The organism is Bradyrhizobium sp. AZCC 1693 (genome assembly GCF_036924745.1).
Lineage (GTDB): Bacteria > Pseudomonadota > Alphaproteobacteria > Rhizobiales > Xanthobacteraceae > Bradyrhizobium.
This window is the reverse complement of the sequence record NZ_JAZHSD010000001.1, coordinates 6,807,316-6,827,563: the sequence shown is the minus strand read 5'-3', so window position 1 is coordinate 6,827,563 and position 20,248 is coordinate 6,807,316. Positions and strand designations below refer to the sequence as shown.

At 62.6% G+C, this 20,248-nt stretch carries 18 protein-coding genes; 7 read left to right on the top strand and 11 right to left on the bottom strand.

Annotated elements, in window-relative coordinates:
* Positions 1 to 8: 8 nt before the first annotated feature.
* From V1293_RS32490 to V1293_RS32460, 7 genes are all read right to left on the bottom strand, one after another.
* Positions 9 to 980, bottom strand: a complete 972-nt coding sequence (locus V1293_RS32490) for a branched-chain amino acid ABC transporter permease (RefSeq protein ID WP_334515417.1) — start codon at positions 978 to 980, stop codon at positions 9 to 11.
* Positions 977 to 1,858: a branched-chain amino acid ABC transporter permease gene (locus V1293_RS32485; RefSeq protein ID WP_334515416.1), complete on the bottom strand. Its 882-nt coding sequence runs from the start codon at positions 1,856 to 1,858 to the stop codon at positions 977 to 979. Before V1293_RS32485 ends, V1293_RS32490 begins: the two co-directional genes overlap by 4 nt.
* Before the next feature lie 2 nt (positions 1,859 to 1,860).
* Positions 1,861 to 2,565, bottom strand: a complete 705-nt coding sequence (locus V1293_RS32480) for an ABC transporter ATP-binding protein (protein ID WP_334515413.1) — start codon at positions 2,563 to 2,565, stop codon at positions 1,861 to 1,863.
* Between the two features lie 3 nt (positions 2,566 to 2,568).
* Positions 2,569 to 3,336: an ABC transporter ATP-binding protein gene (locus tag V1293_RS32475; RefSeq protein ID WP_334515411.1), complete on the bottom strand. Its 768-nt coding sequence runs from the start codon at positions 3,334 to 3,336 to the stop codon at positions 2,569 to 2,571.
* A gap of 31 nt (positions 3,337 to 3,367) precedes the next feature.
* The gene (locus V1293_RS32470; protein WP_334515409.1) at positions 3,368 to 4,678 is read right to left on the bottom strand and encodes an ABC transporter substrate-binding protein; all 1,311 of its coding nucleotides are present in this window, start codon (positions 4,676 to 4,678) and stop codon (positions 3,368 to 3,370) included.
* A 101-nt stretch (positions 4,679 to 4,779) separates the two neighbouring features.
* On the bottom strand, positions 4,780 to 5,496 hold the full coding sequence (locus V1293_RS32465) for an NUDIX hydrolase (protein ID WP_334515407.1): 717 nt from the start codon (positions 5,494 to 5,496) through the stop codon (positions 4,780 to 4,782).
* Positions 5,497 to 5,537: 41 nt separating this feature from the next.
* Positions 5,538 to 6,566, bottom strand: coding sequence for an ABC transporter substrate-binding protein (locus V1293_RS32460; RefSeq protein WP_334515405.1), 1,029 nt, complete (start codon positions 6,564 to 6,566; stop codon positions 5,538 to 5,540).
* Between the two features lie 183 nt (positions 6,567 to 6,749).
* Here V1293_RS32460 and V1293_RS32455 point away from each other — a divergent pair, with 183 nt between their 5' ends.
* Together V1293_RS32455 and V1293_RS32450 are read left to right on the top strand one after the other, a co-directional pair.
* Positions 6,750 to 7,199 (top strand): cupin domain-containing protein, encoded by a 450-nt coding sequence (locus V1293_RS32455; protein WP_334515403.1) that lies wholly within the window; start codon positions 6,750 to 6,752, stop codon positions 7,197 to 7,199.
* Between the two features lie 147 nt (positions 7,200 to 7,346).
* Complete coding sequence (locus tag V1293_RS32450; RefSeq protein WP_334515401.1) at positions 7,347 to 7,808, top strand: OsmC family protein; 462 nt, start codon at positions 7,347 to 7,349, stop codon at positions 7,806 to 7,808.
* A gap of 24 nt (positions 7,809 to 7,832) precedes the next feature.
* Here V1293_RS32450 and V1293_RS32445 read toward each other — a convergent pair whose 3' ends face one another.
* Together V1293_RS32445 and V1293_RS32440 are read right to left on the bottom strand one after the other, a co-directional pair.
* Entirely contained in the window at positions 7,833 to 8,621 is a 789-nt protein-coding gene (locus V1293_RS32445; protein WP_334515398.1) for an ABC transporter permease, read from the bottom strand.
* Positions 8,621 to 9,448: an ABC transporter ATP-binding protein gene (locus tag V1293_RS32440; protein WP_334515396.1), complete on the bottom strand. Its 828-nt coding sequence runs from the start codon at positions 9,446 to 9,448 to the stop codon at positions 8,621 to 8,623. The genes V1293_RS32445 and V1293_RS32440 overlap by 1 nt, the downstream gene beginning before the upstream one ends.
* Positions 9,449 to 9,863: 415 nt before the next feature.
* On the opposite strand from V1293_RS32440, the gene V1293_RS32435 reads away from it, so the two are divergent.
* Positions 9,864 to 11,387 carry an ABC-F family ATP-binding cassette domain-containing protein gene (locus V1293_RS32435; protein WP_334515394.1) on the top strand — a complete coding sequence of 508 codons (1,524 nt, stop codon included), beginning with the start codon at positions 9,864 to 9,866 and terminating at the stop codon, positions 11,385 to 11,387.
* Between the two features lie 73 nt (positions 11,388 to 11,460).
* Here the strand turns inward: V1293_RS32435 and V1293_RS32430 are convergent, their stop codons facing one another.
* On the bottom strand, positions 11,461 to 13,407 hold the full coding sequence (locus tag V1293_RS32430; protein WP_334515391.1) for a glycosyltransferase: 1,947 nt from the start codon (positions 13,405 to 13,407) through the stop codon (positions 11,461 to 11,463).
* Positions 13,404 to 14,768, bottom strand: coding sequence for an HlyD family secretion protein (locus tag V1293_RS32425; protein ID WP_334515390.1), 1,365 nt, complete (start codon positions 14,766 to 14,768; stop codon positions 13,404 to 13,406). Before V1293_RS32425 ends, V1293_RS32430 begins: the two co-directional genes overlap by 4 nt.
* A gap of 323 nt (positions 14,769 to 15,091) precedes the next feature.
* Here V1293_RS32425 and V1293_RS32420 point away from each other — a divergent pair, with 323 nt between their 5' ends.
* The 4 genes from V1293_RS32420 to glgA all read left to right on the top strand — a co-directional run bounded on the left by V1293_RS32420 (position 15,092) and on the right by glgA (position 20,224).
* Positions 15,092 to 16,600 carry an ATP-binding protein gene (locus V1293_RS32420; RefSeq protein WP_334515389.1) on the top strand — a complete coding sequence of 503 codons (1,509 nt, stop codon included), beginning with the start codon at positions 15,092 to 15,094 and terminating at the stop codon, positions 16,598 to 16,600.
* 168 nt (positions 16,601 to 16,768) lie between these two features.
* Positions 16,769 to 17,251 carry a transcription elongation factor GreA gene (gene greA, locus V1293_RS32415; protein ID WP_334515387.1) on the top strand — a complete coding sequence of 161 codons (483 nt, stop codon included), beginning with the start codon at positions 16,769 to 16,771 and terminating at the stop codon, positions 17,249 to 17,251.
* 253 nt (positions 17,252 to 17,504) lie between these two features.
* A complete protein-coding gene (gene glgC, locus V1293_RS32410) occupies positions 17,505 to 18,767 on the top strand; it encodes a glucose-1-phosphate adenylyltransferase (RefSeq protein ID WP_334515386.1) in 1,263 nt (420 codons plus the stop codon).
* On the top strand, positions 18,764 to 20,224 hold the full coding sequence (glgA, locus tag V1293_RS32405) for a glycogen synthase GlgA (RefSeq protein WP_334515384.1): 1,461 nt from the start codon (positions 18,764 to 18,766) through the stop codon (positions 20,222 to 20,224). The genes glgC and glgA overlap by 4 nt, the downstream gene beginning before the upstream one ends.
* Positions 20,225 to 20,248: the final 24 nt, after the last annotated feature.

The following is a 20,248-nucleotide window of genomic DNA, read 5'->3' as shown; positions in this document are numbered from 1 at the left end:
TCAATCCTTCACGTCTTCTTGGGTTGCGTCTTCAGTCGGTCGAGAACGCTACCAAGAATGCCCTTGGGAAGGAATATGATGAAGATGACCAGCAGCACACCGTAGACGAGATTGTCCCACCCGACCGCCTTGGTGCCGAAGCCGATGCGCAGGATTTCCGCGAGCAGGATGGTGATGATGGCGCCCACCGTCGGCCCAAGCGAGACGTAGAGGCCGCCGACGATGACGGCAAACACCATCTGCAGCGACACCGCGATGCCGCTCACCGTGTCGGGTGAGATGAACATCTGGTACTGGCAGTACAGCGCGCCGGCGAGCGCCGTCATCAGCGCCGAGATCAGCGTGATCTTGAGCTTTTCGGCGGTGACGTTGACGCCGGCCGCGGCGGCTGCGTCCTCGTCCTCCGAGATCGCCTCCATGGCGTAGCGGCTCATGCTGCGATCGACCCAGCGCCAGACCAATAGCCCCAGCACCCAGACGCCGAGCGCGATCAGGTACCACGTGGTCTTGTCGTCGAACTGCAGCGCCATCAGGCCGCTTCCGCTGCGGGCGCGGTTCGGCGTGTAGCCGAGCGAGCCGCCGGTGTAGTCGCGCGTCGCGGTAATGACCTGCAGCACGATGCCTGATAATGCCAGCGTCACCAGCACGAAATAATGCCCGGTGATGCGGAAACGAAAACAGGGATAGGCGACGATGAGCGCCAGTATCCCCGCCGCCACCATGCTGATGGGAATTCCGATCCACGGCGAGACGTCGAGATGGTTCCACAATAGCGCGGTGACATAGGCGCCGACGCCCATGAAGCCGCCATGGCCGAGCGACACCAGCCCGAAGCGGCCCATGATCGACCACGCGGTGTAAGCGAACGACCAGATCAGGATCAGCACCAGGATGTGCAGGTGATAGGGCTCGCGATAGACGAAGGGCAGCGCGATCAGCGCGGCGAGGCCAACAGCCCAGGCGGCATGACGGGGATTCACGAGCGCCTCGCAAAAAGGCCCGCGGGCCGGATGAACATCATGACGATGAAGAAGGCGAACGCCAGCACGTAACCCCATTCGAGGTCGGAGAAAAGCCCGCCCAGCGAAATGATCTCGGCGAACACGAACGCCGCGATGAAGCCGCCGACGAAATTGCCGAGGCCGCCGAGCACGCAGATCAGGAAGGTGATCGGCCCGAACGACAGCCCGACAAAGGGATGCACGTCATATTGCAGCACCAAGAGGCAGGCGGCGAGGCCGGCGAGCGCGCCGCCAAGCGCCGAGGTGATGAGATAGATGCGCTTGGTATCGACGCCCATCAGCGACATGATCTGGCGGTCCTGCGAGATGGCGCGGATCGCGGTGCCGGTATAGGTGCGCTTCATGAAGAAATAGACCGCCAGCATGCCGACCAAGGCGGCGGCGAAGGCGAGCAGCCGCGAATAGCTGAAATGCATCTCGCCGATCGCCAGCACCGGCAGGCGGATGCCGAGATTGCGGAAATCGATGCCGAAGGCGACGGTGGCGAAACTCTGCAGGATGAACAGCACGCCGCCGGTCGCGAGCAACTGGTTGATCGGCGGCGCGGTGAGCAGCGGCGCGATCACGATATAGTGCAGCGCAGCGCCAAGGGCCGCGACCAGCAGGATCGCAAACGGCGCGGCAACCCAGTACGGCAGGCCGAATACCTGGACCATGTAATACATGCCGTACATGCCGATCATGACCAGCTCGGCGTAGCAGATCCAGGTCACGTCGATGACGCCGAAGATCAGATTGAGCCCGAGCGCCAACAGCGCGAGCACGCCGCCGAGCAGGATGCCGTTGACCACGGCTTCCAGCAGATAGATGTCGAAGATATCGAGAAACGCCTGCATCGCTAGACCCCGAGATAGGCTTGCTTGATCGTGTCGGTCGACATCATCTCTTCCGACGTGCCCGACGCGCGGATGGTGCCGGCCTCCAACAGATAGGCGCGGTCGACCACCTTCAGCACCTGCTGCACGTTCTGCTCGACGATCAGAACCGTAAGCCCGCTGGCGCGGATACGTTTGACCAGTTCGAACACCTGCTGCACCACGACCGGCGCCAGCCCTGCCGACGGCTCGTCAAGCAAAAGCAATTTCGGGTCCGACATCAGCGCGCGGCCGATCGCACACATCTGCTGCTCGCCGCCCGACATGGTGCCGGCCATCTGGCTGCGCCGTTCCCTCATGCGCGGAAACAGATCGAACACGAATTCCAGACGCTGCGCATATTTGGCGCGCGCGCCCGGCATATAGGCGCCCATCTTCAGATTATCGTCGACGGTGAGCCGCGGAAACAGCCGGCGGTTTTCCGGCACATGCGCAATGCCGAGATCGACGATGCGATGCGCCGGTGTCGCCAGCACGTCGCGGCCTTCCATCGAGATCGCGCCTTTGGTGGGACGGATCAGGCCGGAGATCACGCGCATCAGCGTGGTCTTGCCGGCGCCGTTGGGACCGATCACGCCGACCGCCTCGCCCGCCTTGACCTCGAGATTGACGCCGAACAATGCCTGGAAGGTGCCGTAACCCGCGTCGAGCGATTTCAGTTCGAGCATGCGTCAGACCCCCGCCTTGCGGCGCGCTTCCGCCGCCGCAGCCTGGCTCGAATCCGCGTCGGTCCCGAGATAGACCTCGATCACCCTGGGATCGCCGGCCACCGCGCTCGGCAAACCTTCCGAAATCTTCTCGCCGTGATCGAGCACCATCACGCGGTCGACCACCCGCATCAACACGCCCATGATGTGCTCGACCCAGATGATGGTGATGCCGAGCTCGTCGCGGATCTTGCGCAGCATGTCGGCGGCCTGATCCATCTCGTGCTCGTCGAGTCCGCCGAGGCTTTCGTCGGCGAGCAGAAGTTTTGGTCCCGTGGCGAGCGCCTTTGCCAGTTCGAGCTTCTTCAACCCGGCGGCGCCCAGGCCATCGACGCTGGCGTGGCGATCGGTCGAGAGCCCGACCATGGCAAGCGCGCGTTCGGCGGCCTCATCGGCTTTGGCGCGGCTGTGGCGGCCCTGGCCGTAGTAGCCTGCCAGCGCCACGTTCTCGAACATGCTGAGCCGGTGAAACGGCCGCGGGATCTGGAAGGTGCGGCCGATGCCGCTGTTGATGATACGGTGCGGGGCGGCGCCCGCGATCTCCGCGCCATCAAACACGATCGATCCTGCCGTCGGCATCAGCGTGCCCGACAGCATGTTGAAGATCGTGCTCTTGCCGGAGCCGTTCGGGCCGATCAGGCCGAGAATCTCGCCCTGCTCCACCCGGAACGACACGTTGTTAACAGCGGTGAAGCCGCCGAAACGCTTCACCAACCCTTCTACAGTCAGCACGCCAGATCTCCGCTTACTCGTCTGCTGGCTTTTACTGGTTGCTGAACGTGGTTCCCTTCGGCAGCGGCAGCACCGCCTCGCGCTGCGCCTGGCTCTTCGGCCACACCACGTACGACTTGTCGTCGACATACTGGATGACCACCGGGAACGAGCGCTCGTTCTGGCCGGCCATCTGGCTGCCCTCGCCGTGGAACTTGACGCCGAAACCGAGCATCGTGCCGCCCTCGGGAATGTCGACCTCCAGCGCCGCCTTGCGCAGCGCATCGGGATCGACGCCGCCATACTTCTTGATCGCGCGCGGCAGCACTTCGGTGAGGAAGACGTAGGTGTTCGACGCCGCCATGCCGACATGCGCGGAACGGATCGCAACGCCGGGCTTGGCCTTGTCGAATTCCTCGCCGACCATCTTGATGACAGGCGGCAATTTCGGATCCATCGATTTCTGATTGGCGAGCCAGATCGAGATCGGATCGGTGTTGAAGACGTAGTTGACGTCGGCCCCGAGCCCTTCCTTCAGCTTCTCGTACACGCCATAGCCCGCGCCGTGGCCGACGAGCGCCGCGAATTTCAGGCCCTGCTCGCGCGCCTGGCGCCCGAACAAAGTGATGTCGGGGTTGTAGCCGGTGTGGAAGATCACATCGGGCCGCGCGCGCTTCAGTTTTGTCACCAGCGCCGAAAGATCGGGCGCGGTGGCGGAATAGCCTTCCTTCATCACGATGTTGAAGCCGGCCTTCTTGGCGCCGGCCTCGTTGCCCTTCGACACGTCGACGCCATAGGCGCCGTCCTCGTGGATGATGGCGACGCGCAGATCCTTTGGCTCCTTGCCGAGCTTCTCCTTGGAGTTTTGCGCGATGAAATCCATCGTCATCAGGCCGAACTGGTCGCCCGAGGCCTGCGGACGGAACACGTATTTGAAGTTCTTGTCGGCGAGCACCGCGGAAGAAATGCAGGTGGTGATCCACATGAAATTCTTGAGTTGCTCGACGCGCGCGGCCACCGGCACGCATTGCGCCGACGAGAAGAAGCCAAGCAGCATGTTGACCTTTTCCTGCTCGATCAGCCGCACCGCCTCGTTAATCGCAACATCGGGCTTGCTCTGGGCGTCGGCGTAGACCGCTTCGACCTTGTAGCCCTCGACGCCGGTCTTGGCGTACTGGTCGAGCATGATCTTGGCGCCGATATATTGCAGCTCGGAACCGCCGCCCGCGAGCGGACCGGTCAGGTCATAAATCACGCCGATCTTGATTTTCTTTTCCTGAGCCTCGGCGGAAACCGCCATCCCCAGCACCGCGATTGCGGCGGACAGCCCAACGAGCAGGCGTGCAGCTTTGCGCCCCGGCATGGAATCCTCCCTGGATTATTTTTTGTGCACTGCGTTTTCTTGTTATTAGTTGGCGCCTATCACATTGGTAGCGCGACCAGATGTCAAGCGTATTGCTGGCGTCAGGGTTGGGAAGCGAGCTGCGCCTCGATGAACGCCGTGACAAAACGCGGCATTGCCGAATTGAGATCGCGGGCGCCGCGCACGAGGTGGATAGCGGATAATTCCGGCTGACGCTGCGCGGCGAGATTTCGCTCGATCCGGTCGCGCACGACGTCACCAGGCATATCGACCCGCAGCATGCGGATCATCGCCAATGCTGGTCCGGTGTAGACGCAGTGCCAATGCGGCTCGCTCGCGTATTCGCCGGGTGCAAGGCCGGTTTCTTCCTCGAGCTCGCGCGTGACGCTGCCGGATATGTCGACCGTGCCGTCCCTGATGTCGTCGAGGTCGGGCGTGCCCGACGGGAAATAAATGCGCCCGGCGTTCGACGTGTGCTGGCCCATCTCGCCGAGCACGAAGGCGCCGTCGGCGCAACAGAGCGCGCCCATGCCGAAGCCGTTGAACACGGAAGCGTCGGGAAAGCCCCAGTCGCGCCAGGCCAGGAAGCTTGCGAAATCGGTTTCGAAATAGCTGGCGCTGAGGCGGTCGCCGGCGAACACCGGATTGCGCCCGAGCAGGACGCGGCCGTTCCACAGGGCGGGCTTTTCGCGCTGCTTGTCGGTGAAATGCGCCGCTATCTCGGCGCGCCGCGTTTCGGCAAACGGCCACGTCCACGCTTCGACAACGAGGTCGAGCGCGCTGACGCGATGAATGACCAAAGGTTTCGTGTCACTCATCGCCTGACTTCGCCTGATATCACGCCGATCCTGTCCAGCCCTTATTTCGCGCTCGTGCCGGTGGTCTTCTTGACCTGCTCGACATATTTGTTGGTCCAGGTCTTGGTCACGTCGATATTGGCCTTGGCGACTTCGGGCGAGCCCTCGCTGAACACCGCGAGCACCGCGTCCGCGCCCTTGGGATCCATCTTGCCGGTCAGCGAATACATCGGGATCGTGTTCTTCAGCGCCGCCAGATAAAGCTCCTTGTTCTTGCCGACGATTTCGTCGGGCATCTTCGCCATGATCTCTTCCGGCGAATGCGCGTGAATCCAGGTGAGCGTGTTGACGATCGCCGTGGTCAGCGCCTGCACTTCCTTCTCGTGCGACTTGATCCACGCCGTGGTCGTATAGAGCGCGCCGCCGGGATATTCCCCGCCGAACACGGCGAGCGTGTCCTTCTCGGTGCGGGTGTCGGCCAGTATCTTCAGATCGGGATGGCTGCCCTGCAAAACGGTGACGGAGGGATCGAGCATCACCGCTGCGTCGATCTGTCCCTGCTGCATCGCCGCTACGGCGGTGGCCCCCAGGCCGACGCCGATGACAGCGGCGCTGGTGGGATCGAGCCCGTTCTTCTTCAGCAGATACTTCAGGAAGAAATCGGTCGAGGAGCCCGGCGCGCTGACGCCGACCTTCTTGCCGGCCAGATCCTTGATCGATTTGATCTCATTGGTGTGCGCGGGCGACACGACAAGCACCAGACCGGGATAGCGGTCGTAGATCACGAAGGACTGCAATTCCTGCTTCTTGGCGGCCAGATTGACGCAGTGGTCGAAATAGCCCGACACCACGTCGGCGCTGCCGCCGAGCACGGCTTTCAGCGCATCCGAGCCGCCCTTGAGGTCGACCAGTTCGACGGCCAGTCCGGCTTTTTCATATTCGCCGAGTTGCTTGGCCAGCACGGTCGGCAGGTAGCACAGGCAGGAGCCGCCGCCGATCGCGACGGTGACCTTGCTTTGCGCTGCGGCAAATCCCGTCGTCAGCACCAGCGCCAGCAGCGAAGCGGCCAGCCGGCCGAACAGTTTCTTCATGGGTTCCTCCGTTTGTTGGCCGGCAAGATAGAGCAGCGCGCGGACGTTGAGAAGCTATCCTATCGCCGTCATTCCGGGCCGTGCGAAGCACGAGCCCCGGAATGACATCGGTGGTAGCTGGCCAAGCGCGGACCGGCGGCATAGCATCACTCCTACAATAATCAACACAGGGGGAGACTGCCCATGAATCGCCTGGCCATCACGCTGTCGCTCGCCGCCGCTTTCGCCGCCGGTTGCAGCGTCACCCACCTGCTCCGTCCGGCGATCGCCGCCGAGAACATCACCGCGCAGGTCATCCACACCGGCGAACTCGAGGGCGACGCACTCGGCATGGCTTCGGGCACCGGAATGCGCTCAAAACTGTTCGTGGCCGCCGACGGCATGACGATCTCGATCCAGGACGGCAATGTCGGCAAGCACATGCATCCCAGCACCAACGAGATCCAGTACATCCTCGACGGCACCGGCACGATCTGGCTGGGCGACAAGGAAGTGCGGGTGAAGCCGGGCGATCTCGTCGTGATCCCGAAGGGCACCGCGCATGGCGGCACCAAGCCGGACGGCCGCACCCTCAAGGCCATCGCCATCAAGACGCCGCCGCAGGCGCCCGACGATACCAAGATGCTGAATTGACGGGTGGGCGCGCGCCTCAGCCGTCATTGCGAGCGAAGCGAAGCAATCCATAGCGCCGCAAGCGGAGAATGGATTGCTTCGTCGCTACGCGCCTCGCAATGACGACGGGAGCAGTAGGGCTCCGATAAGGTCATCCGGGAGGATCACGTGGCAACGGGAAAAACATACAAGTCCTTTCAGTACAGGAACAACCTGATCTGGGACACCGCTCGCCGCGGCCGGACGTCCGCACCTGACAAACCCGACATCGAGATCGGCAGTCCTCCTGAATTCAAGGGAGAGGCCGGCGTCTGGGCTCCCGAAGAAATGTTGGTCGCCGCGCTGAATGCCTGCATGATGCTGACGTTTGTATCGTTCGCCCAAAGCAAGAGGCTGGCGTTTGTGGCCTATGAAAGTGCCGCCGAAGGCTTGCTGGCAAACGTCGACGGCAAGTATCGGATTGTCGAAGTCAACGTTCGGCCAATCGTGGTCTTGAGCAGCGAGGCCGATATCGCGGCCGCCCGAACGATCATGGCCGAGGTGAAGGCAAACTGCTTCATTTCCAACTCGATTACCGCTGACGTGAAATTGGATCCGCAATTTCGAATGGCATCCGATATCGTGACCTAAGCGGAGGAGTAGCGTGGGAGAGCCCTACCCCCGCCCCTCCGCCGCCGTCGGCCGCCAGACCAAAAGCTGCCGCTCCACCAGCGTCACGCCCATGTCGATCAGGATGACGAAGGCCGATAGTACGAACATGCCGGCGAACACGGCGGCGACATCGAACACGCCTTCGGCCTGCTGGATCAGGTAGCCGAGACCGGCCGCCGATCCCAGATATTCGCCGACCACAGCACCGACCACGGCGAAGCCGACCGAGGTGTGCAGCGAGGAAAACATCCACGACAGCGCCGACGGCCAGTACACATGTCGCGTCAATTGCCGCTCGCTCATGCCGAGCATGCGGCCGTTGTCCAGCACGGTTTGGCTGACCTCCTTGACGCCCTGATAGACGTTGAAGAACACGATGAAGAACACCAGCGTCACGCCGAGCGCGACCTTGGACCAGATGCCGAGGCCGAGCCACAGCGTGAAGATCGGCGCCAGCACCACGCGCGGCAGCGCGTTGACCATCTTGACGTAGGGATCGAACACCGCGGCGACGCGCGGCTGGCGCGCGAACCAGAAGCCGACCAGCACGCCGCCGACCGAGCCGATCACGAAAGCCAGCACCGACTCCCACAGCGTAATCATCAGATGCTTCCAGATCACGCCGGACGAAAACCATTTGACGATCTGGCTGCCGACATCGACCGGGTTGGAGAAGAAGAATGGCGGCAGCAGGATGCGGCCGAACACCGGCACGGTGGCGAGGAACTGCCACAGCGAGAGTGCGACCACGGCCACCATCAATTGCCAGAACAGCAGTGTCAGGCGCGACATCAGCCGACCTCCGCACTTAGCGTCGACTGCGCATAACCCCTCATCACTTCGTCCTTGAGCACGCTCCAGATTTCGCGGTGCAGTTCGTGGAATTGCTTTTCCATCCGCACTTCCGAGATGTCGCGCGGGCGCGGCAGCGTCACGCGCCAGTCGCCGATGATGCGCGCCGAGGGACCTGCCGACATGATCACGACCCGGTCGGCGAGCGCGATCGCCTCTTCGAGATCGTGGGTGACGAACAGCACCGCCTTGCGGTCAGCGTTCCACAATTCCAGCAGCAGATTGCCCATGATCTGCCGGGTCTGGGCGTCGAGCGGGCCGAACGGCTCGTCCATCAGGAAAATCTTGGGATCGCGGATCAAGACTTGCGCGAGGCCGACGCGCTTACGCTGCCCGCCCGACAGCATGTGCGGATAACGGTTGGCGAAGGCTCCGAGGCCGACGGAAGTGAGCCAGCCCTGCGCCCGCTGCAGCGCCTGCTCGCGCGGCGCGCCCTTGATGTCGAGCCCAATGGCGACGTTGTCGATCGCGGTCTTCCACGGAAACAGCGCATCGGCCTGGAAGAGATAGCCGGCATCGCGGTTCAGCCCGGTCAACGGCTGGTCGAAGATCTTGATCGATCCGGCGGCTGGCTTCAGAAGCCCCGCAGCGACGTTGAGCAACGTGGATTTTCCGCATCCCGTCGGGCCGACGATGGCGACGAACTCGCCATGGGCCACGGAAAGACTGGCCCGCTCCACCGCTGTGTAAACGCGATCCCCGGCCACGCGAAACGCCACCGTCGCCTCGTCAAGCGCGACTGCCGTTGGCTGTGCGGTATCCGCCATGCTTCCTCCCCCAAGATTTGGAATGATGCCTTAGCGGTTACCACGGACAAGTTCAACGCGGCGCTGCACGCGGTCGTTGACCACCTCCCGCTCTCGGACTGAACTGACCGAGAGTTCAGCTTGCTCTCCCTCGCAGGGCGGGCTATTTTTCCCCCACTCAATCGGAAAGGAGGGCCGCGCGATGACGACATTTTTCCGGCATTATCGCCAGCGTGGTCCGGTCCAAGCCCTGCAGATGCGTTTGCAGGGCTGACCAGAGGCTCCCTTACAAACCGTTCCTGGTCTGCCCTTCGTGGCGATGCAGCGTTTTCGCGTTCGAGCGTCCACGCCTGCATTCTTTTCCCCGCCGCGCTCTGATACCGACATCCGACGATGGCTGGATGTCGCGATCGGCCGGCAAGACCTGAGAACGATCATGACGCTTATCACACTCCGAAATCTCGGCGTAACGCTGAGCGCGCCGCTGTTTGCCCGGCTGAACCTCGTCGTCAATGCCGGCGACCGGATCGGGCTGGTCGCCGCCAACGGCCGCGGCAAATCCACCCTGCTGCGTTGCATGGCCGGCGCCATGGAGGCGGGCGAAGGCGAAATCACGAAATCCCGGGGGCTGACGATCGGCTATGTCGAGCAGCATGTGCCGGAAGTTCTGCTGGACCGGCCGTTCTACGCGGCCGTGCTGGAGACGCTCTCCGCCGACCGGCGGCGCAGCGAACAATGGCGGGTCGACGTGGTGCTGGAATCCCTTGTACCCGAAGCCCTGCGGCAGCAGCCGCTGCGACATCTGAGCGGCGGCTGGCAGCGATTTGCCATGCTGGCCCAGGTGCTGGTGACCGAGCCCGACGTGCTGTTGCTCGACGAGCCGACCAACCATCTCGACCTCGTGCGGATCGGCCGGCTCCAAAATTGGCTGAACGCGCTGCCGCGCGACATGCCCGTCGTCATCTCCAGCCACGACCGCGCCTTTCTCGACGCCACCACGAACCGGACACTGTTCCTGCGGCCGGAGCAGTCGCAGATGTTTTCGCTGCCTTATTCACGGGCGCGCGCCGCGCTCAATGAGGCCGATGCGTCGGACGAGCGGCGCTATCAGCGCGATCTCAAGACCGCTCAGCAACTCCGCGAGCGCGCGGCAAAACTCAACAATATCGGTATCAACTCCGGCAGCGATCTCTTGTTGTCGAAGACGAAGCAGTTGAAGCAGCGCGCCGAGAAGCTGGAAGATGCAACAAAGCCCGCGCATCTCGAGCGATCGGCAGGGACAATCAGGCTCGCCAATCGCGGAACGCATGCGAAGGTTCTGGTCACGCTGGAGGATGCCGCGGTCGAGACGCCCGACGGCCGGCTGCTGTTTCGGACCGGCAGGCAGTTCATCGGCAAGGGCGACCGGATCGTGCTGCTGGGCGCAAACGGCGCGGGCAAGACCCGGCTGGTGGCGATGCTGCGCGCAGCCATCGAAAATCCGCAGGCGGCGCATGCCGGCATCAGGGTCACGCAGTCGCTGGTGCTCGGCTATTGTGATCAGGCCCTCGCTTGCCTCTCCGACGCCGACACGCCGATGCACACGATCGTCCGCCGCTTCGATGTCGGTGATCAGCGGGCGCGCGCGTTGCTGGCGGGATCCGGCCTCTCGATCGAGATGCAGGGCCGCCCGATCGGCCGGCTTTCCGGCGGACAGAAGGCGCGGCTCGGCATGCTGCTGCTGCGGCTGGCACAGCCGAACTTCTATCTGCTGGATGAACCGACCAACCATCTGGACATCGAGGGACAGGAAGCGCTGGAAGACGAACTGATGGACCATCAGGCAAGCTGTCTGCTGGTTTCACATGACCGCAGCTTCGTGCGGACGGTGGGCAACCGGTTCTGGCTGATCGACAGGAAGAAGCTGGTGGAACTGGACGGACCGGAGGGGTTCTTTGCGTCGGTCGGCGCACCGGGTTAGCGGCGTGGCCCGGTCGCGGTTTGCCGGGCGGCACCGGCAGGCGTTACGCTCGCCGAACCAGAACAAGCTCCATTCAATTAAACAGGCGCATCAGAAGAGCTCTGCCGAGGGGGACCGCTCTGACGTCGCGAAAAGCACGAACATATTCTCCTGCGTAAAACGCGCGTACGACCCGAACTCGCGTTGCGACGGTTTCTTCAAATCGAACGCCAAAACCGCCGACGGTTCGCCGCACGACCGCCGCGGATACGTCCTGGCCGTACACATTGCATTTGATGACGGTCCCCGCCGGCGGCGGCGCAGGATCGATGAACCTGGCACCTAATATCGAGATGTCCGCCATGCGAACCAGCCGTGGGGTCCCTCCCTGGTGAATGAGAACGGGTTCATCGCGCTCGAAGCGTTCGGCCTTGCGACGCCGGGGCTGCTCGATGCAGATGAAACACACGATCGCCAGCACCAGACAATTGTACAAACTCCAGGCGAGCGCCAGTCCGCCGTAGGCGATGTACTCTCCCCGCAAATTGAGGATGAAGGCATAGGCGATGGACAGCAAGGTTACGAGCAGTGCAGACCCGTAGAGCCCCAGCAGCGGCCACTCGACGAACCTCTGATTGCGGTTGCCGCCTTTGGCAGTCACATTGAACTTGTGCCCCCGCGGCTTGACAAGGCCCGTGACGACCGCCCTCAGGACCGCCGGCGCTGCGATGTACTGCGACACATCGGTCATGATCGCCATCGAACGGCCACGGGAAATCCAGGCCATCGTGAATGCGTACCAGACGTAGAAAGGCAGGAAGTATCTCAACAGCTCGAAGAGATCGGCGTGAACCGCCTTGATCCCGCACAGCAGGAACAGCCACGGCACGGCAAGGCCAAACACCTTCGCCCCATAAACTGCGGCCCAGCTCATGAAGGCGTCTACCAGTGAAAGCCGATCAATGAAAGTGAGGTTGGATCGCAGAGAAAACGGTCCGCTTCGGCTGCGGACGATCTGCATCATCCCGAGACACCATCGGCCGCGCTGCGTGATGTATTCCTTGAGTCCTTCGGGCGCCAACCCGATCGTAAGCCTCTCGTTCAGATAGACGGTGCGATAGCCACGTTCTTTCAGACGTAGCGTGACGAGATAATCCTCGGTCACCGATTCGGTCGGGAAACCACCAATCTGCATGAGGCCTGAAACGCGGAACACCGACGAAGTGCCGCAGCAGAAGGCGACATCCCAGGCGTCTTTGGCGGGCATCAGAATGTCGAAGAAAAACCGCTGCTCGTCGGGCCACACTTCGGTGGCAGCGAGATTCGATTGGATCGGATCCGGATTGATGAAATGCTGCGGGGTCTGCACCACGCCGACGGATTTGTCTTCCATTAAGCTCGTCGCGCGCGCGAGGAAATCCGGCATGGGAACGAAGTCGGCATCCAGGATGGAAACGAACTGCGGCTTATCGCGCAGACCTGCCACGTGGTGCAGCGCGTGATTGATGTTACCGGCTTTGGCGTGCGCATTGTCCAGGCGGGTCAGGTAGCTACAGCCGAGTTCTTCAGTCAGGCGCTTGAGCCACAGGCGTCGTCCGTCATCCAGGACCCAAACGCGATAGTTGCCGTATTCCAGCCCTGTGGCGCCGATGATCGTACGCTCCAGGATCGACTTCTCTTCATTGTAGGTACAGATGAAGACGTCGACGAGCGGCGCCGGTGCCGCCGCTGCGGCTCGCCTTAATCCAGCCTTCACGTCGGCAGAGCGATCGATCGTTCGACTGAGGAATAGCAGCGACAAGCTGATGGAAACAAGCGAGGCCCCCTCCGCCAGCATGAACGGGAATCCAACCAGAAAATCGGCAGTAAGGCCCGGTGGCGGCAACGTCCCGGTAACGCGCCACGCGAAGTACCGGATCAACAGGACAAACGACATCCCCGTCATCAACGATCGGGCGAGGGTGCTGTCGCGTCTGAGCCAGGGCAGGATTGCGAGACAGGCACCGAGCGCGATCAGGCCTGGCGCGAGCGCTGAGATCATGGCGCACCGTAATTGAATACGACCCTTCCTGTGCGCCCGACTGCACAATCCTTGCCTGTGGTATCAATGCCGGGCATCGAGACCGTCACACGATATGGTTCCTTGCTGAGCAGGTCGGGATTGATGGCCAGATTCGCCGGCGCACCAGACGCGCCAGTGAGATTCACGATCGCCCCCTGGATCGCCGGACTGCCGTCGTTCGGCTCAAAACTCGCCTGATCACCGAGCTGGAGCCGGTTGTAGACGCCTTCTTTGACGTTTGCGGTCACCACAGCGCCGCTGCAATCAAGCAGCTTCAGCAGCGCCTGTCCGGCCCGGACATCCTCGCCCGGCGACGTCATTATCTCCCAGATCCGGCCAGTCACGGGCGCCTTGATGTCTGCTTCCGATCGGCTGACATAGTGCAGCTGTTCGGAATCGATCTCGTGGGAGAGCCACGCGATCTCGGCATCCGCATGCGCCAGATCGGCGTTGAGATCTCCCGCGCGCTGCCGCATCTCTTCTTCGCGCTGGACTGAACTCGGCCGGTCATTATAGCTATCGCCCAGATATGTGCCGTTCTTCGCGGCCGTCAGCTCAACCTTCGCTGCATCAAGCCTTCGGCGGGCGCCGATCTCGGTTTGCTGAGCGATCGATTGTTCACGGGTCAACCTTGCGAGTTCCACGGTCGAGACGCTACCCGACTTGATCAACGACGATGCCCGCTCCACAGCGGCCGTCACCTCTTCCCGTCGCGACATGGCGGCTTCGATCGCCGACTGTATTTCAGCGATCCGCGCCTCCAGCTGAAGCATGCGCCCTTCCCTGAACTGGGAGGACTGCCGGGCGAGATCCTGCTGCGCGGCTTCAGCCGAGGCCAGTTTGACTGCCAGGCTTGGCCGCTCGTTCTCCAGTCGCGACATTTGTCGCCTTAGATCGTCCAACCGGGCTCGATCTCCTCGCGCGTTAACAACGCGAAGAATGACCTCACCTTCGTTCACCACGCTCGATGCCGTAGGATGGCCGGACTGCGCGCTCACTCGGCCGTCGATCGGCGACCTCAGCGTTACGAGCCTGGCGTTGACCACCGCCTCGACGCTGGAAGTTTGCCAGATGGCCCGGAGTGGCAGCCATCCGAACACGGTAACGATGGCGAGGCCGATGGCGACCTTCAGCACCCTTCGAAGGGTTAGGGACCATGACCGCGCCGGGATCTCCTGGTGAGAGGAACCACCACTTGCTGGCTCGTCGACATCCGGCCTCAGCTGATCCTCCAGATCGCGCTGCAGACCCTTGGCGTCATGACCTGGGTCGATGGATTGGATATCTGCGTCTGCAGCAAACGTGGGAGCGTGTCCCGGGATGAATTGCGCATGATCCATGACAGCCGGACCCCCTGATGTCGTCGGTGATCAAACCAACTCGCAGGTCCCTGAGGCGATGCACTGCCAGGCAAGTAGGATGCACGCGTACTTTAAAAGCCGCTAAAAAGCGCGAGCCATCTTTCGATAAAACTGCACGATCTTGGGATGTACGCGGCCGCCGCGTCCACCCCGGGGCGTTTGTCGGCGCGGGCCGGCATCCATCCGGGCTGATGGCGTTCGACCAGCCGTGGAGAACACGGAAGTAGCCGGCCATGAGCGCTCGACGGGCTGCAATCGGGTTGTTAAGCCCGCCGTCCGCCAAGGGGACTTTGAGTCGAGACATGACCGTTGCAATCGAGATGGGACACACGACGGCAGGCGCTCCGGCTACTCTGGACCTTGAGGAACTGCTGGCGACCCGCCTGCTGGTGCAGGGCAATTCGGGCTCGGGCAAATCCCATCTGCTGCGCCGGCTGCTGGAGCAGAGTGCCCCCTGGGTGCAGCAGACCATCATCGACCCCGAAGGCGACTTCGTTACCCTTGCCGACCGTTTCGGACACCTCCTGATCGATGCCGAGGACCATACCGAGCGGGGCCTGCAGGTCGCCGGCGAGCGCGCGCGCATCCATCGCGTCTCAACGGTGCTCAATCTCGAGGGGCTCGACGCCGAGAACCAGATGCGGCGCGCCGCCGCCTTCCTCGGCGGGCTTTTCGACGTCGCCCGCGACCACTGGTACCCGATGCTGGTGGTGGTGGATGAGGCGCAGCTGTTCGCGCCGGCGGTCGCCGGCGAGGTTTCGGACGAGGCGCGCAAACTCTCGCTCGGCGCCATGACGAACCTGATGTGCCGTGGCCGCAAACGCGGGCTTGCGGGGGTCATCGCCACCCAGCGACTGGCGAAGCTCGCCAAGAACGTCGCGGCCGAAGCGTCCAATTTCCTCATGGGCCGAACCTTTCTGGATATCGACATGGTGCGCGCCGCCGACCTTCTTGGCATGGAGCGGCGACAGGCGGAGGCCTTCCGGGATCTGGAGCGCGGTCAATTCATGGCGCTGGGACCGGCCCTCTCACGCCGTCCGCTGGGACTGCGCATCGGTCCAACGGAGACCACGCCGCGCAACGCGACCCCGCGCCTGATGCCGCTGCCGGAAGCGACACCGGACGCACGCGCCATCATCCTGGCAGCGCCGCCGCCCGAGAATAACCGGCCGCAGCGCCGGTCGCCGCCAGATCTCCTCGGCCAGCTGATGGCCGCGAAATCAGCGGCACTGGAGATCCGTCCCGAAGCGGTGGAGCAGCCACTCAGCGCGGAGGAACTGGCGGAGCGGCGTGAGCGGGTGGACCGCATTCTACGTGCCGTCATGGCGGAACCCGACGCGGGATTTCGTGCCATCGGCGTCCTTTATCAGGAGTTCGTGGTCCGCTGCCGGATAGAGGGCCTCGGTTCGGCCGTGCCGGACCTGGCTGACTTCCGCCGCATGCTGACGCGCGCCCGCGCCGGGCTCGGCTCCGACATGGCAACGGATGACGGCTGGCAGGATGTCTCGGTCCGCGCCTCACTTCTGCCGGAGGATATGCAGGGCGTCTTCATGATGATTGCCCGCGCCGCGAAGGAAGGTTGGCCCTGCCCGGGCGATGCAGCGATTGCCCGCGCCTACGGCTCGCATTCGTTGCGCCGTGCACGGCGTCTGCTGACCTACATCGAGGAGCAGGGCCTCATCGTTTGCCAGCTTGACGGCGCCGGTCGGCGGATCGTGACGCTCGTTGAACTGGCCTGGGCGACGGCGCCGGGCGACCCCAATGCCGAGGAACTGCCGCCGGAGCAAGGCTGCGGCAGTTCGGCTCCCTGATGCGACGGTCGAGCGCGCACTCACGAGGTAACTTGATCATGGCGCTGGTCTCGCTCCGCGGTATATGATCCGCAAAAATCGCTAAGCGTTGGGCTATGGTTCCTTTGGCGGGTCCGCGCGCTTGTCGCCGACCGGTTTTTGCATATCTCGCTTAAAAGGAGTTCTGACTTGAGCGTTGCCTTCAGCAAGGAAGACAGTGCCGAAACCGCGTCGGAGACTCTGCTTCCCGACCGCCCAATTTCACTTCATCCGAACCTTGTGACGGAAGCCGGATTAAAGGCGCTGGAATTTCAGTTCCAGCAGGCCCGCGAGGCGTACGAGACGGCGCAGAAGATCGAGGACGTGAATGAGCGGCGGCGGCAAGCCGCAACCCCCTTGCGTGATGCGCGCTATTTTGCGGCGAGAGTTCGGACGGCTCAGGTCATCCCCAATCCGACGTCGACTGACACTGTCGCCTTTGGCAGCACAGTGACCTTCAGGCGCGACGATGGCCGCGTGCAGAAATATCATATCGTGGGAGAGGACGAAGCGGACCCCAAGGCCGGCTCTATTTCGTTCGTATCACCCGTGGCGCGGCTTCTGATGGGCAAGGCCGTCGGGGATATCGTCGGCACATCCGGTCAAGAGCTCGAGATCATCTCGATCTCGTAGCACGCCCGCACCGGACGCAGCCGATGTTCGGAATGGCCGCTTTTGCCAGAAGCAGTCGTCCGACTCGGTGGAACAGCGAACCAGGCAAACACCGACTTCCGTAGAGGGACCAAGCTTCAGCAATTCAGCCGTCTTATATACCACTTTCCGATCAACCTTTTGTCCCGCTACTATCTGCCCGTGGTCCTCGATCCTGCCTTCCGGATAAGAGAAGGTTTCGGGGGCATGCGTTGTGGTTCCAGGGAGGGACAAAATGGCCGCGATCATGAACGAACCACTCTCACGCCATGCCCTCGCCTTCGTTCTTGCGGGCGGTCGCGGAAGCCGGCTCCTGGAGCTTACCGACAAGCGCGCCAAGCCGGCGGTGTATTTCGGCGGAAAATCGCGCATCATCGATTTTGCCCTCTCCAACGCGGTGAACTCCGGAATTCGCCGGATCGCGGTTGCAACCCAATACAAGGCTCACAGCCTGATCAGGCATCTGCAAATGGGCTGGAACTTCTTTCGTCCGGAGCGGAACGAGAGTTTCGATATCCTGCCGGCGAGCCAGCGCGTCTCGGAGACGAACTGGTACCTCGGAACGGCTGACGCCGTTTATCAGAACATCGACATCATCGAGTCGCACGATGCCAGATTCATCGTGCTTCTCGCCGGAGATCATATCTACAAGATGGACTACGAACGCATGCTGAAGCAGCATGTCGAGCAACGCGCCGACGTCACCATCGGCTGCCTGGAGATGCCGCGCGCGGAGTCGAGCGGCTTCGGGATCATGCACGTGGACGACAATGGCATCGTCCTGTCCTTTCTCGAGAAGCCGGCCGATCCGCCGCCGATGCCCGGCAAACCCGACAAGTCATTGGCCAGCATGGGGATCTATGTATTCGATTCGAAATTCCTGTTCGACGAGTTGCGGCGTGACGCGAACGACCCGAATTCGAGCCATGATTTCGGCAAGGACGTGATTCCTTACCTCGTAAAGAACGGCCGGGCGGTGGCGCACCAATTCTCCACCTCCTGCGTCAGGTCCGACGACGATCCACGGGCCTATTGGCGGGACGTGGGCACCGTGGATGCCTACTGGGCCGCCAACATTGACCTCACCGACGTCGTCCCCGAGCTCGATATTTACGACCGTGCATGGCCGATCTGGACCCATGCGGAGATCACGCCTCCCGCCAAATTTGTTCACGATGAGGATGAGCGGCGCGGACAGGCGGTGACTTCGCTTGTCTCCGGGGGATGCATCATATCTGGCGCCGCATTGCGCCGCTCCCTGCTTTTCACCGGGGTGCACGTCAATTCGTATGCAAACGTGGAAAATGCCGTCGTCATGCCTTACGTGAATGTGGGCCGGCGTGCGCGGTTGAAGAATGTCGTGATCGATCGCGGCGTTCGAATCCCGGAAGGTCTCGTTGTTGGCGAAGATCCCGAACTCGATGCGAAACGGTTTCGAACCACCCCGCACGGCATCACTCTCATTACGCAGCCGATGATCGACAGGCTCGATGCATGACGTCGCTTCGCGTTCTTGCGGTCGCCTCCGAAATCTATCCGATCGTCAAGACGGGGGGCCTTGCCGACGTCGTCGGCGCGCTCCCGACCGCGTTGCGAGCGTACGACATCGAAACGCGGACCCTGGTGCCGGGATATCCCGATGTCATCAAGGCGCTTCCAGAAGCGGAGGAGCTCCTCCATGCGCCGCATTTTTTTGGCGGACCAGTCCGCCTGCTCGGTGGCTCGCATGGGAACCTCGACTTGCTCGTCCTCGATGCGCCGCATCTCTTTGCGCGGCCCGGCAACCCCTACGTCACCCCGGACGGCAAGGATTGGCCGGACAGCGGCGTGCGCTTTGCCGCGCTTTCGCGGATGGCGGCCGAAATCGGCCAGGGCGCCATTCCGTCGTTCGTGCCTGATGTCGTGCACGCCCATGATTGGCAGGCCGGACTTGCGCCCGCCTATTTGCACTATGCCAATCGTCCCCGGCCCGCCACCGTGATGACGGTTCACAATCTGGCCTACCAGGGGCAGTTTCCGTATGAAATGCTCGATGCGTTCGGCCTACCACCTGAGTCTTTTGCGATTCACGGCGTCGAATACTACGGTACGATCAGCTTCCTGAAAGCGGGCCTGCAATTTTCGGATCGCATCACCACGGTTTCGCCGACCTATGCGCGCGAGATTCAGACAGATGAGGGAGGCATGGGCCTGGGTGGGTTGCTGCGCGAACGATCACAGGTCTTGAGCGGCATCCTCAACGGCATTGATATTTCCGTCTGGAACCCCGAAACCGATCCCGACATCGCCATTCGTTTCAGCGCGACAGAGCTGGAGTCCCGTGCGACGAATAAATTGACCCTCCAGCACCGGCTTGGTCTTGATCCATCCCCAAACGCCCTGCTGCTGGGCGTGGTGAGCCGACTGTCCTGGCAGAAGGGACTGGATATCCTTCTCGAGAACGTCCCGACGATCCTCGGCGAAGGGATGCAATTGGCCTTGCTCGGGAGCGGAGATCCGGATCTTCAGGATCGCTATCAGGCGGCCGCAAAAGCGAACGCGGGCCGGATAGCGGTTGTGATCGGCTACGACGAAGCTCTCGCCCATCTCATTCAGGCCGGCGCGGACGCCCTCGTCGTGCCGTCACGCTTCGAACCATGCGGCTTGACCCAGCTTTGCGCCTTGCGATATGGCGCTATCCCGATCGTATCGCAGGTCGGCGGCCTTGCCGATACTGTCATTGACGTGAAAGAGGCCGACACAGCCGGTGGCGCTGCAACCGGCTTCAAGTTTGGGCCAGTCACGGCCGAAGCTCTCGCTGACGCCCTGCACCGAGCCAATATCTTGTGGCACGACCAGCAAGCCTGGCGAAGGTTGCAGCACAATGGCATGTCGACGGATGTATCATGGCGCAATCGGGCAAGCCGCTACGCCGCCCTGTATCGTGATGTCATCGCGGGCCGCCGGAAACAGTGACACCGCACTTGCCGAGCGTCTGCT